Origin of the sequence: Pyxidicoccus sp. MSG2 (assembly GCF_026626705.1) — a bacterium.
In the GTDB taxonomy this organism is placed as follows: Bacteria; Myxococcota; Myxococcia; order Myxococcales; family Myxococcaceae; genus Myxococcus.
On sequence record NZ_JAPNKC010000001.1, the window covers coordinates 3,913,757 to 3,930,744 of the forward strand.

General features: G+C 72.1%; 9 protein-coding genes. 5 read left to right on the top strand and 4 right to left on the bottom strand.

The window, feature by feature from the left end; translation table 11 throughout:
• Window positions 1-16 precede the first annotated feature (16 nt).
• Complete coding sequence (locus OV427_RS14770) at window positions 17-292, bottom strand: hypothetical protein (protein WP_267856744.1); 276 nt, start codon at window positions 290-292, stop codon at window positions 17-19.
• A gap of 162 nt (window positions 293-454) precedes the next feature.
• Window positions 455-4,837 (bottom strand): chromosome condensation regulator RCC1, encoded by a 4,383-nt coding sequence (locus OV427_RS14775; protein WP_267856745.1) that lies wholly within the window; start codon window positions 4,835-4,837, stop codon window positions 455-457.
• Between the two features lie 275 nt (window positions 4,838-5,112).
• Between OV427_RS14775 and OV427_RS14780 the strand changes: the two genes are divergently transcribed.
• Together OV427_RS14780 and OV427_RS14785 are read left to right on the top strand one after the other, a co-directional pair.
• Window positions 5,113-6,480, top strand: coding sequence for a metallophosphoesterase (locus OV427_RS14780; protein ID WP_267856746.1), 1,368 nt, complete (start codon window positions 5,113-5,115; stop codon window positions 6,478-6,480).
• Window positions 6,481-6,499: 19 nt separating this feature from the next.
• On the top strand, window positions 6,500-7,132 hold the full coding sequence (locus OV427_RS14785) for a TetR/AcrR family transcriptional regulator (protein WP_267856747.1): 633 nt from the start codon (window positions 6,500-6,502) through the stop codon (window positions 7,130-7,132).
• 137 nt (window positions 7,133-7,269) lie between these two features.
• On the opposite strand, the gene OV427_RS14790 is transcribed toward OV427_RS14785, so the two are convergent.
• Complete coding sequence (locus tag OV427_RS14790) at window positions 7,270-11,934, bottom strand: lamin tail domain-containing protein (protein WP_267856748.1); 4,665 nt, start codon at window positions 11,932-11,934, stop codon at window positions 7,270-7,272.
• A 227-nt stretch (window positions 11,935-12,161) separates the two neighbouring features.
• Between OV427_RS14790 and OV427_RS14795 the strand changes: the two genes are divergently transcribed.
• Window positions 12,162-13,772 (top strand): serine/threonine-protein kinase, encoded by a 1,611-nt coding sequence (locus tag OV427_RS14795; RefSeq protein WP_267856749.1) that lies wholly within the window; start codon window positions 12,162-12,164, stop codon window positions 13,770-13,772.
• 102 nt (window positions 13,773-13,874) lie between these two features.
• Entirely contained in the window at window positions 13,875-14,726 is an 852-nt protein-coding gene (locus OV427_RS14800) for an ATP-grasp domain-containing protein (RefSeq protein WP_267856750.1), read from the top strand.
• 12 nt (window positions 14,727-14,738) lie between these two features.
• On the opposite strand, the gene OV427_RS14805 is transcribed toward OV427_RS14800, so the two are convergent.
• Window positions 14,739-16,157, bottom strand: a complete 1,419-nt coding sequence (locus OV427_RS14805; protein ID WP_267856751.1) for an alpha/beta hydrolase — start codon at window positions 16,155-16,157, stop codon at window positions 14,739-14,741.
• A gap of 198 nt (window positions 16,158-16,355) precedes the next feature.
• Between OV427_RS14805 and OV427_RS14810 the strand changes: the two genes are divergently transcribed.
• Window positions 16,356-16,892 carry an FHA domain-containing protein gene (locus OV427_RS14810; RefSeq protein ID WP_267856752.1) on the top strand — a complete coding sequence of 179 codons (537 nt, stop codon included), beginning with the start codon at window positions 16,356-16,358 and terminating at the stop codon, window positions 16,890-16,892.
• The last annotated feature ends 96 nt before the right edge of the window (window positions 16,893-16,988 follow it).

The window sequence follows — 16,988 nt, forward strand, 5'->3', positions numbered from 1 at the left end:
CGCACCCGGCACTTCGCTACATCTCCTCGAGGATGGGCTCGCCCTCCTCGTCCAGCAGGAGCTCGCAGGAGATGCGTCCGCCGGAGTCACACTGCACGAAGCCGGTGCCCGCGGGGCCGTCCACCCTCCAATAGCAGACGCGCGCGCCGTAACAGGACACGGTGGAGCCATCCACACACTTGACGCTCACCGTGCAGGGACCAGCCTTCTGCCCGTACGCCCACGCCACGGCCGGTACCAGCGCGCCCGCCGCGGTGAGCACCGCAACCACCACTGCCATCCACTTCGACATGGACTCCCTCGCTTTCGGACAACCGGAGTTGTCACGACTCATGGTGAGCGAAGGACGGACGCACGTCAATGCAACGGGGTTGCGCATGTTTCCGGATGGCCTGCGCATCTCCATGGCAACGCGGGGTGCACCGTGTGGGCCCCCGCGCACCCGGCTCCAGGCTCAGGGCATGACCACGGTGCCGGGGGAGCCGCGGGTTCCGCGGACGCCCTGCCCCAGCGTGCCGTAGAGGTTGCTGCCCCAGCTGAGCACGGTGCCGTCCTCCAGCATGGCCATGGAGAAGTCGCTGCCGGCGGACACGTGGCGGGTGGAGGCCAGCCCCTTCACGAGCACGGGCTCGGGGTGGGAGATGCTGTCCCCGTTGCCGAGCTGGCCATGGGAGTTGCGGCCCCACGTCCAGACGGCGCCCTCCGGACTCACGGCGAGCGAGTGCCGGGCTCCGGCACCAATGGCCGTCACGCCCGCCACGCCCGAGACGGCCCCTGGCACCAGGCGGGGCTTGCCGATGGCCGTGCCGAGCTGGCCGTAGCCGTTGTCGCCCCACGTCCACACCGTGCCATCCTCGCGCCGCGCCAGCGTGTGGTACGCGCCGGCCTGCACCTCCACCACACCGTCCAGCGCCAGCACCGATACCCGCGAGTAGCGCGTGGTGGTGGTGCCGTCGCCCAGCTGCCCGCTGGCGTTGTAGCCCCAGCCCACCAGCGTGCCGTTGTCGAGCAGCGCCAGCGAGTGGTGGTCTCCGCCCGCGACGAGTCGCGCGTCCTCGACACCCTCCACCTGCACCGGCATCAGGCGCGACTCGGCGGTGCCGTCCCCGAGCTGCCCGAAGGCGTTGTAGCCCCAGGTCCACACGGTGCCGTCCTCGCGCACCGCCAGCGAGTGGTAGCTGCCCGCGGCGATGGCCTTCACGTCCGACAGGCCTTCCACCCGTACCGGCAGTTGCCGTGAAGACGTGGTGCCGTCACCCAGCTGGCCGAAGCCGTTGCCGCCCCACGCCCACACCGTGCCGTCCGAGCGCAGCGCCAGCGAGTGGTACACGCCCGAGGACACCGCCTCCACGTCCATCAGCCCAATCACCTCGGCGGGCGAGGACCGGCTCACCGTGCTGCCGTCGCCCAGCTGGCCGTAGGTGTTGTCACCCCACGCGTGCACGGTGTGGTCCGCCAGCAGCACCAGCGCGTGCTGGTGCCAGGCGCGCACGTCGAGCACGGGCGGCCGGATTTTGGGCCCCTGCACCTTCACCGCCACCGGCTCCAGGCGCGGGCCCGAGGCCACCTCTCCCAGCTGGCCGTACTCGTTGCTGCCCCAGGAGCGCACCGTGCCGTCGCGCAGGAGCGCCAGGGCGTATTGCTCGCCCGCGGCCACGGCCAGGGCGTCCGCCATTCCCGGCACCTGCTTGGGCACGCCCGCGGACGTGTACGAGCCGTCACCCAGCTGGCCGAGGCTGTTGTCGCCCCAGGCCCACACCGTGCCGTCGTTGCGCACCGCCAGCACGTGGTGCGCGCCCGCGGACACGGCGGTGACACCCTCCAGGCCCGGCACCTGCTTGGGCAGGTTGTGGCCGACGTTGGTGCCGTCGCCGAGCTGTCCGGACGGATTCGTCCCCCACGACCACAGGGTGCCGTCCAGGCGGATGGCCAGCGAGAAGGCCCGCCCCGCCGCCAAGGACATGACCCCCTCCAGCCCCTGCACCCGCACGGGCACGGTGCTGTTGACGGTGGTGCCGTCACCGAGCTGCCCGGAGGCATTGGCGCCCCAGGCCCACAGCGTGCCGTCCTCGCTCAGGCCCAGGCCGTGCGTCTCGCCCAGCGTCACCGCCACCATGCCCCCCAGCCGCTTGAGTTGGAGGGGGGTGGAGCGGTCCGTCGTGGTGCCGTCGCCGAGCTGCCCGGTGAGGTTGCTCCCCCAGCCCCAGACGGAGCCGTCCGCGCGCAGCGCCAGCGACGAGTCCCCGCCCGCCGCGACGGACACCACGCCCGACAGGCCATCCACCATGGCCGGCGTGGAGCGCGTCACGTAGGCCGTGCCGTTGCCGAGCTGTCCCCGGTTGTTCGCGCCCCACGCCCACACCGTGCCGTCACACGCCAGCGCCAGCGTGTGCTGCTGGCCGGTGGAGACGGAGCGGACGCAGGGCACCCCGGGCACGGAGACGGGCGCCGCGCGGTGGACGCTGGAGCCGTCACCGAGCTGGCCGGAAGCATTCTGCCCCCACGCGAGCACCGTGCCGTCCTTGCGAACCAGCAGCGAGTGAGCGCGGCCGGCCGCCAGCCGGTCCTCGCGACCGAAGCCGCGCACCTGCACCGGCACCGGGCTCCAGCCGGCCACGCCGAGGCCGAGCTGGCCGAAGCGGTTGTAGCCCCACGCGCGCACCGTGCCGTCCTGGCGCAGCGCCAGCACGTGCAGGTAGCCGGGGCACAGCGACTTCACCCCCGACACGCCCGGCACCGCCGCGGGCAGCGAGTGCGAGGTCAGCGTGCCGTCCCCCAACTGGCCATAGCCATTGGAGCCCCAGGCGCGCAGCGTGCCGTCGGACAGCAGGGCCAGCGAGTGGGAACGCCCGCCGCTGACACTGGTGACGCCCTCCAGGCCGGACACCTTCACCGGGCGGAAGCGGTCCGACCACGTGCCGTCGCCGAGCTGCCCGTCGGCGTTGTCACCCCAGGCCCACACCGAGCCGTCCGTGCGCGCCACCAGCGCGTGCGCGGAGCCCGCGGCCACCGCCGTCACGCCCGTCAGCTCGGCCACCATCACCGGCGTCGTGCGCTGCACCCCGGCGCCGTCGCCCAACTGCCCCTCGTAGCCCTCGCCCCACGTCCACACCGTCTTGTCCGAGCGCAGCGCCATGGAGAAGTACGTGCCGGCCGCCACCGCCGTCACGCCCGTCAGCCCCGACGCGCGCACCGGCGTGGGCCGGTTCACCGTGGTGCCGTCACCCAACTGCCCCAGCGCGTTGTAGCCCCAGGCCCACACCGTGCCGTCGCCGCGCAGCGCCAGCACGTGGCTGCCGCCCGCGGCCACCGACACCACGCCCGTCAGCCCCGGCACCTGCGCGGGCACCGCGCGGTCATTCGTCGTGCCATCGCCGAGCTGCCCGGAGGCGTTGCGCCCCCACGTCCACACCGTCCCGTCCGAGCGCAGCGCCACCGAGTGGTGGCTCGCCGCGGCCACGGCGATGACGACACCGGACATCGCCACCCGCACCGCCGCGGTGCGCTCCGTCTGCGTCCCGTCCCCCAGCTGGCCATAGGTGTTGCGCCCCCACGCCCACACCGAGCCGTCCGAGAGCAGGCCCAGCGAGTGGAAGCTGCCCGAGGCCAGCGATGACACCCCGGTCAGCCGCAGCACCGGCTCCGCGGAGAGGTGCCGCTCGGAGCCGCCGTGGCCGAGCTGGCCGGACGCACCGCCGCCCCAGCCCCACAGCGTGCCATCCGCGCGCAGCGCCACCGCATGCTGCGCCCCCGCCGCCAGGGCCGTCACCGCGCTCAGAGACTGCACGGCCACCGGGGCGCCCCGCTCCGTGGTGGTGCCGTCGCCGAGCTGCCCGGAGGCGTTGTAGCCCCACGCGAGCACGGTGCCCGTCTTGCGCAGCGCCAGCGAGCCGGAGTCCTGCGCGGCCACCGCCTTCACGTCCGAGAAGCCCGGCACCTGCACCGGCGTGGGCCGGTCCATCCACGAGCCGTCCCCGAGCTGGCCGGCGCCGTTGGAGCCCCACGCCCACACCGTGCCGTCCGTGCGCAGCGCCAGCGTGTGGTAGGTGCCCGCGGCCACGGCGGTGATGCCGGTGAGCCCGGCCACCTTCACCGGCACCAGGCGCTGGGTGGAGGTGCCGTCCCCGAGCTGGCCGGAGCCGTTGGCGCCCCAGGCCCACACCGTGCCGTCGTTGCGCGCCGCCACGGTGAAGTCATAGCCGGCGGACAGCGCCACCACTCCCGTCAGGCCCGGCACCGGCTTGGGCTCGGCGTCGCTGCTGGAGGTGGAGCCTCGGCCGAGCTGGCCATTGAAGTTGATGCCCCACGTCCACACCGTGCCGTCCGCGCGCAGCGCCAGCGAGTGGAACTCGCCCGCGGCCACCGACACCACGTCCGCCAGCACCTGCTTCGGCGTGGCGCGGTCCACGAGGGTGCCGTCGCCCAGCTGCCCGGAGGCGTTGCTCCCCCACGTCCACACCGTCCCGTCCGAGCGCAGCGCCAGCGAGTGCGAGTCCCCCGCCGCCACCGCCACCACGTCCGTCAGCCCCGGCACCTGCGCCGCCGCCAGGTGCTGGAAGGAGACGTCCCCCCCACCGAGCTGCCCCGCCGTGTTGCCGCCCCACGCCCACACCGTGCCTCCGGGGGCGATGTAGAGCGAGTGCTGCGCGCCCGCGGCCAGCCGGGGCAGGTTGCCCTGGGGCACCACCAGCCGGGAGGCCCGCGTTGTGGAGGTGGGGGCCTGGGGCGTGGCGGCGTCTCCAGCAGGGCCCGGCTCCCGCTCGCAGCCGGCCATCAGCAGGGCTCCGAGCAGCAGCCCCCACAGGGCGCGAGCTCCCGCGTTCATGTCCTTGCGCATCGGTTCTTCCTCCGGGTGAGTGCGAGCACGTCCGACTGGCGGCTCGCGCCGTCTCACGAGAGGCGAAGCGCCAGGGGCCGTCCGGCGGGGGCGGTGTATACGGCCAAACCTCGTCTACTTGTACCGCGAGAACGGCTCTCGGCGCCCCTCCAGGCAGCCAGCTGTTTCAGGGTTGCAGGAGGACGGGGTCGTTTAGCCCCATTTCGCTCGCGGTCCACACTTCTTCACACGGATTGCATTGCGGTGCGCCCCGGGGGGACGGCTATTGGAAGTCCATGGATTCGCCGGTTCGCTTCATCGTCTTCGCCGTCGTGTCAGCCGTCGTCACGCTGCTCGCCCACATCTACCTGTACCGGCGCCTGTTCGTGGATACGTCGGACAACCCCCGGTGGCGTCGGCTGGGCGGGTGGGTGATGGCGGCGCTGGCCGTGCCGCTCGTGCTGTCCTGGTCCGTGACGCGCTTCCTGCCGCTGGACGCCACCTTCGCCGTGGCCACCGCGGTGTGGACGTGGATGGGCGCGGCCACCTACCTGCTGTTCGCCTTCTGGGTGGCGGGGGGCATCCGCCGGGTGGTGGGGTGGGTGGCCCGGGCGCGGGGGCGGAGGGAGGCCCTGACGACGCCGCCGGGGGCGGGTCCGGCGATGCCGGCCCGGGCGGCTCCGATGACGGTGGCGCCAGGGGCGGGTCCGGTGATGGTGGGAGCGACCCGGCGGGCGGAGTCGCTCGCCATGGCGACAGAGCCACGGACCCTCCCCACCGAGGCCGTGGCCCCCATGTCCGTCGTCAGGGCACCGGAGCCCTCCCGGCCCGTGGACGTGGAGCGCCGCCGCTTCCTCGCGCGAGCCACCGCGGGCGGCGCGCTGCTCGCCACGGGCGGCGTCACGGGCTTCGGCATGTGGCGCGCCTTCCACGAGCCGGTGGTGAGCGAGGTGGCGGTGCGCCTGCCCGGCCTGCCCCGCGCGCTGGACGGCTTCACGATTGTGCACCTCAGCGACATCCACGTGGGCCCCGTCATCCAGCGCCGCTTCATGGAGGAATTGGTGGCGCGCTGCGACGCGCTGCGCCCGGACCTCGTGTGCATCACCGGAGACCTGGTGGACGGGAATGTGAAGTCGCTGTCCCCCGCCGTCTCCGCGCTGCGGGACTTGAAGTCACGCCACGGCACGTACTTCATCACCGGCAACCACGAGTACTACTGGAACGCCGCCGCGTGGGCGGACGCGCTGGAGCGCATGGACATCCACGTGCTGCGCAACCGGCACGTGCGCATCGGCGACGCGGCCGCCTCGTTCGACCTGGTGGGCGTGGATGACTGGGCCGCGCGGAACACCCGGCAGGGCTACGACCTGAACGCCGCAATCGCTGGCAGGGATGTGGAGCGCGCCTCCGTGCTGCTCGCGCACCAGCCGTCGAACTGGGTGGAGGCGGCGAAGGCGGGCATGGGACTGCAGCTCTCCGGCCACACGCACGGCGGCCAGTTCTTCCCCTTCACGCTGGCGGTGTCCGCCATCTGGCAACACGACGCGGGCCACTTCCAGGAGGGAGACCGCCATCTCTATGTCAGCCGGGGAACAGGCTTCTGGGGTCCGCCGCTGCGAGTCGGCTCACCGCCGGAGATCGTAAAGGTAACCCTGATGGCATGAGGTATAGAGTTGCATTGATATGGGTAGGGAACCTGCACAGCGGGAAATCAAACAGGAACGGGCGGCGCGCACGCGGGTGGAAATCCTCGAGGCAGCCATCACCCTGTTCTCCCGCCGCGGCTTCCTCGCCACGACGATGGCGGACCTGTCCCGCGCCATCCGGATGACGCCCGGGGCGCTGTACTGGCACTTCCCCACGAAGGAAGACCTGCTGCTGGCGGCCATCGAAGAGCTGCACCAGCGCTGCGTGCGTGAGTTCAACAGCCACCTCCAGGAGGCCCGGAGCCGCCCGGCCCGGGAGCAGCTCCAGTCCTTCACCGAGCGCACCCAGGAGTTCCTGCGCTGCCACCGCGAGTACGGCATCTTCTTCGCCATGCTGGCGGCCGAGGCGGCGGAGTCGAATGACCGCGTGGCGGACGCCATCCGCGAGAAGCTGGCCGTCTACGCGAAGGTGCTGGAGGGCATCATCCGCCACGGCCAGAAGACGGGCGAGTTCCGCCAGGACGTGGACGCGCTGCACGCGGCCCACGGCCTCTTCGGCGGGTACATGGGCGTGCTGGTGCACCAGAACCTCTTCCGCGCCACGCTGGACTACGCCCCGCTGGTGGGCGCGCTGCACCGCCTGGTGACGGACGGGACGCAGGCGCGGTAGGCCACGCAATCCCTCTCTTCCGGCCCGGGGGCCCGGAGCACCGGAGCCCTGAAATGCAACGGGCGACCCCTGACATCGCAGGGGCCGCCCGTCTCAATTCCTCTCACCTGCTCGCGCGGCCACCTGCCGCGCCAGCGTCACGGCGCCGGAGGAGGCGGCGTGGTGATGGCGTTGACCGCTCCCGGGGTGATGCTGGTGGTGAAGTGGAAGTCCGCGAAGTTGACGTTGGTGTCGGCGGAGTCCGCGCCGCGCGACAGCGAGCCGGCCACCGTGCCGCTGTCCTCCAGCTTCGCCGTGTCCGCCGTCCCCTCACGCAGGTCGAACTTCTTCGTCGAGCCGGCGATGGTGGCCTGCGTCACGTTGCCCTCGTAGGAGATGGAGTCGATGAGCGCGTCCTGCGCCGAGTCGTAGATGGCCGCGGCATCCGGAGCACCGTTCTGGATGTAGTCCGTGGTGCCCTTCTGCAGCGTCTTCACTCCGGGGCGTCCGGCCAGGGGGCCGACCACGTTGGCGGAGCCGATGACCAGGTACTCCCCGGCGCCGAGCGCGCCACCCGCCACCTCGGACAGGGCCACCTTCTGGTAGCTCGTCATGTTGCTGCCGTTGACGAGCACGAGGAACAGAGTGGTCAGCGACACGGACCTGGAGGACGAGTTGTAGATCTCCACGAACTCCATCGAGTCACCGGCGCCGGGCATGTCGTAGTCCACCTCGTTGATGACCAGGCCCGCGCCCGCGGGGACGTCCACCGTCACCTGGGCCGTCTTCTCCACGCCGCCGAAGCTCGCCTTGAGGGCGACCTGCGCCGGGGCATCCACGTTGTTCGCCGTGAAGGTGAACGTGGCCGTCGTGGCATCACGCGCCACGCGCACCGTGGCCGGCACCGAGCCCACGCCCGTCGCGGGCTCCAGCGTCAGCGCCACGTCCGTCTCGTCCGTCTGGGCGGGGCGGTCCAGCGTCACCGTGAAGGTGAACGTCTTGCCCGTCATCACCGTCGCCGTCGCCGGAGACAGCGTGCTGAGCTTCGGCGGCGGCGGCGTCACCGTGAGGTCCGCCTGCCGGGTGATGCCGAACAGCGAGGCGGACACCTTGCCCGCGCCCCCACCGTCCGCGTCGGCGGTGAAGGTGAAGGTGGCCTCCGTCTGGCCCGTGGTCAGCGTCACCGTGGCGGGCACCGAGCCGTAGCGCGCCCCCGCCGTGCCCGGCGTGGCCGCCAGCGCCACCGCCGTGTCCGCCGTCACCGGGCGGTCCACCGTCACCCGGAACTCGCGGGTGCCACCGGCGGGCACCGGGCCCGCCTCGAGCGCCTCCACGGACACCAGCCGCGGCGCGTCCTGGTCCAGCGTCACGGTGGTGCTGGCGCTGCTACCCAGCGTCGCCGTCACCGTGCCCGTGGTGCCCGTGGCGTCCGCGTCCGCGGTGAAGGTGAAGGTCGCCCGGGTGGCATCCGTCGCCACCGCCAGCGTCGCGTTCGCCACCCCGAAGGTGCCGAAACCCGTCGCCGGGTCCACGCTCAGCGCCACGGTGGTGTTGGCGGGCGCCGGCCGGTCCAGCTCCACCGTCAGCGTCACCGTGCCACCCGGCACCATCGTCACCGCGGCCGGGGTGAGCTGGTGCACCGTGGGCTGCTCGTTCTGCCCCAGCACGCGCACCGTGTGCTGCCGCGTGGAGTCACCCAGCGTCGCCGTCAGGGTGACGGCGGCGGCCTGGGCCAGCGGGTCCAGCCTCACCGTCGCGGACGTCTGGCCCGCGGGGATGAGCACCCCGCCCGCCACCGCGGTCAGCGCCGTGGAGTCACTGGAGGTGATGGCCACGGAGACTTCCTCGGGGAAGGTGGAGGCCATCGTCACGGTGAGCACGGTCGGGAAGGTGTTCCCGGAGGCGGAGCCCACGCGGATGAAGTCCCCGCCCGTGAAGCCCGTCAGCGCGGGCAGCGGCGGCAGCGGGACGCGCATGTCATTCGCGCTGCGCGGCAGCAGCCTGTACTCGTTGAAGCTGAAGGTCAGCACGCCCGTCAGCGAGACGTACTTCGTGCCCGGCGCCTGCAGCGGGTAGTCGAAGGCCTGGTCATCCACCTTGAGGCCGGTGGTGGCGCCGTCGCCGCTCGGGTTCTCGTCGACGATGAACTCGTCGAAGCTGTTGGTGGCACCCGTGAGGGTGACGTCGCGCACCTGCAGCAGCACGCCGTCCAGCTTCTCGGCGCGAGGCCCGCCGGTGCGCACCTCCTCGGTGCGGACCACCACGGGGGCCGGCAGCACGTTGCCCGCGCTGCGCTTGGTGAACGTCACGTTCGTCAGCTCCAGCAGCCCGCGGTAGAGCGCCAGCGTCGCCTGGCTGATGTCCAGCCGGTCGCCCACGGCGACGTCCGCCTTGGGCCCGAAGACGTAGATGGCGGAGTAGTCCGCGCTCTGGCCCTGCGGCGCGGCCTGGACGAAGTAGCCGCTGGTGCCGGTGGCGTTCAGCGCGGTGACGATGACGTCGGACAGCGCCACCTTGGTGTTGAGCAGCGTAATGGCGCCGTTCACCGGCGTCTTCATCTCCTGGATGGTGGTGGGGCACGAGGCGCCGTCGGGGTTGGCCGCCGCGCACGGGTCACACGCGTCGCCCTGGCCGTCACCGTCCGTATCCTTCTGGTCCGGGTTGGCCAGGTACGCGCAGTTGTCGCCGGGCGTCAGCACGCCGTCGCGGTCGGGGTCCGTGGGGTCCGGGTTGGCGCACGTGCCGCCGGCCTGCGCGGGGCAGCCGTCGCACGCATCACCCTTGCCGTCCGAGTCCCCGTCCGCCTGGCCCGGGTTGGCCAGGAAGGGGCAGTTGTCCTTCCAGGTGGCCACGCCGTCGCCGTCGTCATCCGCGGGGTTCGGCGTGGTGCAGGTGGTGGTGTTGGCCGCCAGCGGGCACGGGTCACACGCGTCGCCCACGCGGTCCCCGTCCGAGTCCGCCTGCGCGCCGTTGTCCACCGGCCGCACCGGGTTGAAGATGGTCGGGCAGTTGTCCGCGCTGTCGGCGATGCCGTCGCCGTCCTTGTCGTCCGCGGTCACCTCGCTCGTGTAGACGGTGGAGTTGTTGCGGGACGCCAGCCACTTCGGGTCCGTGGAGGCGCGGCGGGGCGAGCACACCGGCTCGTTCTCCGGCGGGCCGTTGCAGGCGAACAGCGGGTAGGCGGTGCTGTTGGCCGCCTTCAGGGCCGTCAGGTCCTTGCCCACCTCGCCCTTGAGGCACACCGCCTTGGCGGCGCCGCAGACGTCCAGGGTGTCGCAGGTGTCCGTGCCCTTCAGCCCGTCCACCAGGGTGCCGTCGCCGTAGAGCGCCTTGCCGCCGCGCATGGTGAGGACCACGTCCTCCGGGTTGGCGGTGATGACCGCGCGGTGCGGCGAGGCGGCGAAGGTGCGCAGCCGGTAGATGGACAGGTCTCCCACCTTGCCGTTGGCGATGCGGCCCACCTTCTCGAAGATGTCCGTGGCGTCCGCGGCGTTGGCCGTCACCATGCGCCACATCTGCTCGTCGGACAGCGTCTTCGCGAAGTACGTGGCGTTGAGGTAGTCCGCGCACTGCAGCTCGCGCAGCAGGTTCATGGAGCCGGACTGAATCCAGTCGGTGCCCAGGGCGATGTTCACCCCCAGGTGCTTGAAGGCCGGCACCATGGCCGTGTCGCCGTACAGCGCGATGTTGGAGCGCGGCGACCAGATGAGGCCGGTGCCCCGCGCCGCCATGCTCGCCATCTCCTTCGCCGTCAGGCCGATGCCGTGGATGATGGACGTGCGCGCGAAGAGCACGTCGGAGTTGCCCGCGGACAGACAGCGGAACTCGTTGAGCGCCCGCTCGTCGATGCCCTCGGCGATGTGCGGCAGGTAGGCGCCCACCTTCGGCAGCCCGGAGGACGACGGCAGCGCCGGGTAGCTGCAACCCGTGGTCAGCGTCTCACCCGCGGAGTCGCCCAGCGGGAAGGTGTCCGAGTCCGCGTAGCCCTCCTCGAGCCCCTCCTGGCGGGCCAGCGTGCTGACGTCCACGTTGCGCAACAGGCCCGGAGAGCCACCGGCGCCCGCGACGGAGGTGGTGCCGGCCATCAGCTGCCGCAGTTCCTGGAAGCCGATGATGTCGCTGGCCGTCTTGCTGCCGTTGTTGTCCACCCGGGTGTGCCCGCCCAGGCCGCGGCGCCAGTCCTGGCGCTGCTCGAAGCGCTCCTCCGTGCCGACATACGGCTTGTCGGGGAAGGTGATGTGGTCGTGCGGGTTGATGAGGCCCGGGGAGATGACACCCGTCGGGCACGACACCTGCGTGGCCTCGGCCGCGCCGGCCGCGCCGGCGCAGTCACATGCGGAGCACTGGATGATGCCCTTGTCGTCCACCAGCACCTGGCCGCCCAGTAGCGTCTCGCCGTCCTTCAGCACCACGCCCGTGAAGAGGCGCGCGCCGTTGCCGGCCTTCGTCACCTCGCAGGTGGCCCCGCTCGGAAGCGCCGGCGCGGACGCGGCGGCGCAGCGGGTGGTGGCGAACGAGCAGTCCGAAGCGCAGGCGTCACCGTCGGCGATGTTGCCGTCGTCGCATACCTCCAGGCCGTCCACGCGCCCGTTCCCACATTGGCCGCCCCCCGTCGGCGTCGGCGTACAGTCCGCCTGGCAACCGTCACCGTTGGTGGTGTTGCCGTCGTCGCACTGCTCGCTTCCCTCCTTCACGTTGTTGCCACAGACGGGCGGGGCAACGCCGCAGCCATCCCCCTTGCAGGCGGGGTCGTCCGAACATCCGGCGTGGAAGAGCAGGACCGCGCCAAGCGCGGCCAGCAGGAAGCGTGGGGACATTCGCATTTCGTGGGTCTCCCGGCGGACACCGCCACGGGGAAGGTGGCAGGTCCTTGGCACGCACGGAGCGTACCCCGTGAAACATTTCAGCGACACCTTACGTACTGAGTCCAGCGCCCTGGAGTCCCAGCAGGCATCCTGGTCGCGCAGTGCGTTAGCCTCACACGCATGGTGTCGCAATCTTTGGTACTTCAGCCTTTGGCACGCCATCCATTCATAAGAGCACCCACATCATGACCTCCCACACCCAGACGAGTCCCGTCTCGCGCTTCCTCGACAGCCACCTGCGCCGGGACGCACAGGGTCGGGAGCTGTCCGTGGCCCGCTTCATGGCGGGCCTGTCCGGTGCCTCGGTGGTGGTGGCGGCGGCGCTGGGGCCCTCGCTGGGCTGGGGGCTGACGCAGGCGCTGATGGGGCTCTCCGCGGTGCTGTGCGTCTGGTACACGGTGCTGTGGCGGGTGCTGCGCTCGGGCGTGTTCCACCCGGTGGTGCCGTGGATCAACGTGGCCATCGAGGTGAGCATCCCCGCGGTGGTGCTGGCCTTCGACCTGCGCTACCAGGGGCCCGTCTACGCGCTCACCGCGCCCACGCTCGTCATCTGGCCCACGCTGATTACGCTGGCCACGCTGCGCAGCAACCCGCGGCTGGCGCTCTCCGCCGGCATCCTCGTCGCCGCGGAGTACCTGGGCATCTACTTCCTCTTCGTGCGGCCGCTCCTGCCGGACGAGACGCTCATCACCCTCACCCCGCGCTTCATCGCCACGCGCGCCTTCTTCTTCGTCGCCGCGGGCGTCTTCACCGCCATCCTCGCGCGCCACTTCCTCCAGCTCACCCGGGGCGCGCTGTCCGCCCTGCGCGAGCAGGAGGTCATGGGCAAGTACGTGCTGCACGAGCGCATCGGCGCGGGCGGCATGGCGGAGGTGTACCGCGCCACCTACTGCCCCGAGGGCGGCTTCCAGAAGGCGGTGGCCCTCAAGCGCATCCTCCCGGCCTTCACGGACAACGAGGAGTTCGTCACCCTCTTCCGCCACGAGGCGGAGCTGTGCTCCTCGCTCAACCACCCCAACATCGTCCAGGTGTTCGATCTGGGCCGCCACGGCGGCACCTACTTCCTCGCCATGGAGTTCGTGGACGGGCTGCCGCTGAGCAGCCTCTCCAGGTCGCTGGGACGCAAGCCCCTGCCGCTGGCGGCCGCCACGTACGTCGCCGCGGAGCTGGCGTCCGCACTGGACTACCTCCACCGCAAGACGGGCCCGGACGGCCAGCCGCTGCACCTGGTGCACAGAGACCTCAACCCACCCAACGTGCTGGTGTCCCGCTTCGGCGACGTGAAGCTGTCGGACTTCGGCATCGCCCGGGGCGCGGCGCGCGCCCAGCTCACCATGGCCGGCAGCGTGCGCGGCAAGCTGGGGTACATGGCCCCCGAGCAGGCCATGGGCCGGCCCTTCGACGGGCGCGCGGACCTCTTCGCGCTCGGGCTCACCCTCTATGAAGCTCTCACCGGACGACGCGCGCTGCACGCCGCCACGGATGAGCTGCTGCTGCGCGCGGCGGTGGACCAGCAGGTGGAGCCGCCGTCGCGCCTCAACCCGGAGGTGCCCGCGGCGCTGGACGCGGTGGTGATGCGCCTCTTGGAGAGGGACCCGGCGCGCCGCACCGCCACCGGCGCGGAGCTGCGCTCGCAGTTGCTCGCCCTGGAAGGCGCGGCGGCACCCTTCCCCCGCGGGCAGGCGCTGATGGCGCAGGCGGCGCGCGAAGCGCAGGAGCAGGCGCGCCGCGCGGTGGCGGCACAGGAAGAAGCGGACCACGTGCCCACCAGCCGCAAACTCACCGCACGGGCCTGACGTCCGCCGTCCTCGTAGGGGCGGGCAGGCGAGCAAACCGCTGCGTCCCCGCGCCGTCCGCGCTATCAAGGCGCCGCCGATTCCCCACCAGGAGCCCGCACCTTGGACGTCGCCGTCCTCACCTACTCCGGCCTGCCCCAGCTCGACGCGTTCGATTACCCGCTCCTGCCCGCGCTGGCGGACCTGGGCGTGGACGCGCGCCCCGTCGTCTGGGACGACCCGGCCGTGGACTGGCGCACCGTGCGCGTGGCCGTGGTCCGCTACACGTGGGACGCGCACCTGCGGCGCGACGAGTTCGTCGCCTGGGCGGAGCGTGTGGGCCGCCTCACCCGCCTCTACAACCCGGCCGACGTCCTGCGCTGGAACACGCACAAGCTGTACCTGCGCGAGCTGGAGGCGAAGGGCGTCCCGGTGACGCCCACCGTCTGGGTGGAGCGCGGCGGCGGCCTGGACGTGGGCGCGCTGGCCCGCGAGCGCGGCTGGGACGCGGTGGTGCTCAAGCCCGCCGTGTCCGCGGGCGCGCTGAAGACGTACGTCTTCCCCCGCTCGGACGCGAAGGAGGCCACCGCGCGCGTCACCGAGCTGGCCGCCGGGTGCGAGGTCATGGTGCAGCCCTACCTCACCTCCTTCGAGACGGAGGGCGAGCGCAGCTACATCTCCTTCGACGGGGCCTTCAGCCACGCGGTGCACCGGCCGCCCACGCTGCCGAGCGCGCCGCGCGGCTTCTCCGAGCCCCGCACCTTCACGCCCGACAACCCGGCGGAAGTCCGGCTGGCCCAGTCCGTGCTGGAGGCCATTGGCCAGCCCCTGCTCTACGCGCGCGTGGACGTGGCCACCGACAACGCCGGCCACCCGCGGCTCCAGGAGGTGGAGGTGACGGAGCCTCGCCTCTTCCTCTCGCTCGACGCGGGAGCCCCGGGCCGGCTGGCCCGGGCCATCGCCGCGAAGCTGTGAAGCGCTGACGGCCTACAGGCCGCACACCTTCGGGTCCGCGTTGCGGAAGGAGCACAGGAGCTTCGGCAGGCGCTTCTTCCAGAAGGACCAGTCGTGCGCGGCGCCCGGCTCGTTCCAGTGCGCCACGGTGTACCCCTTGCCCTTGAGCGCCGCGACGAACTGGAGGCTGGACTGGCAGTCGTCGCCGCCCTCCTCTCCGTCGCGGGTGCAGCCCGCGGTGGGCGAGCCGTGGTCCACGTAGAAGCGCAGCGCCACCACCGGGTCCTGCCCCGCGCGGACCACCATCGCGTTGCCGTCATCCCGGTCAATCTGCCCGTCGTGCGGCCAGAAGAGCGAGCCGGACTGGCAGCCCACGAAGCCGAAGCGCTCCGGCATCTGGAAGCCCGCGTACACGGAGATGAGGCCGCCCAGCGACGCGCCGGAGATGCCGGTGTCCTGGGGCCCCGTCTTCACCCGGAAGGCCGCCTCCACGCGCGGCATCAGGTCATCGCGGAGGAAGCCCAGGTACTCGTTGCCCAGCGGCGTGGGCCAGTTCGGGTCCTTCTTCGGGGGAAAGGTGTACTGCGCCAGGCGCACGTTCTGGTTGGGCAGCGCCACGAAGACGAGCACCGCCGAGTCCCCCGGGTGGGCCGCGTACCAGCCGTCCGCGGCCTCGGCAAAGGACTCGCGGGTGAGGCTCTCGTTGCCGTCGTGGAAGTACATGACGGGCAGTGACGGGCAGTCCGGTCCGTCGTACGCCGCGGGCGTGTACACGAAGACGTCTCGCGCGTCGTCCAGGGCGGTGGCGTGCACGCCGTACCACGCGGTGAGCCGGCCCTTCGTCTTGTCCTGCAGGCCCGGGTACACCAGCGAGTTGAACTGCCCCACGTCGTTGCGGTTGAGGCCGTCCCACACCACGTGGTGCGCGGCCGGGTCCTGGAAGTAGTTGCCGGCCTTCACCAGCTTGTACGGCTGCGGGCCGGTGCGGGGGATGTCCACCTCCGCCACGTACAGGTCCGTGTCCCGCACCTGCACCAGCGGCGTGGCGGTGGCGGACCACTCGTTGAAGGCGCCCGCCACGAAGGTGTCCCGCCCGGCGTCGCCGCGCACGAAGAAGGCCACCCGGGGGCGGATGGAGCTGGCGTCATTCACCAGCGGCGCGCCGCCCTGCTCGGCCACCAGCGCCACGAAGCGGTCGATGGCCGCCACGCGCGCCTCGCCCGTCGTCGCGCGGCTCATCTCCAGCTGCAGCTCCGACAGGAGCGACATGGGCGCGCCGTGCACCACCGTGTCGCGCTGGCACGCCGAGGGCTCCTGGGGCCCGGCGTCCGGCGTCCCTCCGTCGGGGAACGTCTGGGTGAAGGGCGGGGGCGGCGGGGTTCCGGAGGCCGGAGAGTCTTCACAGGCGACCCACAGGGTCGCGCACAGCACGACGGCGGACAGACGGCGCATCACGTTTCCAGGAGGCTGGGGGCCTTGACGGAGGGGCGATCAGCAGGCGCCGCATGGGACCTGCGACAGCATGTGGGAGTGGGTGTACTACAGGCCCCGGCCCGCGCGCGAGTGGGGGTGCCCCGCCGATTCGTGGACCCGTGGACAACCTGTTGCGGCTTGTGCCGCACGCTGCCCTGAGGGAGGTTATGAGTCCTCATGGCCCGCGCTCTGTTGCTCTCGCTGCTCGTGCGTCAGCACCTGGCACTCAAGGAGAAGTTTCGCGCCAAGTACCCACACCCGTGGCTGGTGTGGGAGGCGGGTGCGTGGAACGTCCCGGAGACGCTGGAGGGCAACGTGGCGGCCACGCGGCTGCCGCTGACGGACCTGCGCGACTGCCTGCCCGCCGGGGACGCCATGTGCTTCGAGCTGGTGGCCATGGCCGAGCGGGGCCCCATCGGCCTGGGGCGCGCCTCGCACAACGCCATGGTCGTCAATGACGCCACGGTGTCCCGCGAGCAGCTCGTCCTGAGCCCCACGCCGGACGGGCAGTGGCAGGTGACGCGCCTGCCCGGCTCGCGCCCCGTGTCGCTGGAAGGCGTGTCGCTGGAGCCCGAGCAGCCCGCCGTCCTGCGGCCGGGCCTTCAGCTCCAGGTAGGCGACGTGCGCCTCACCTTCCATGACGCGGAGGGCTTCAACGAGCGCATCGGCCGCATCGCCGCGCAGGTCATGGCCCAGGCCGCCGCGCCCCGCTGAGCGTCCGACGTCCGGCCCCGAGTGGTGCCGAGGGAGCGGACCCGGCAGGACGCCCCACACTCCCCAGCGAGGTGGAAGCCAGGTGGACCTGGAAGG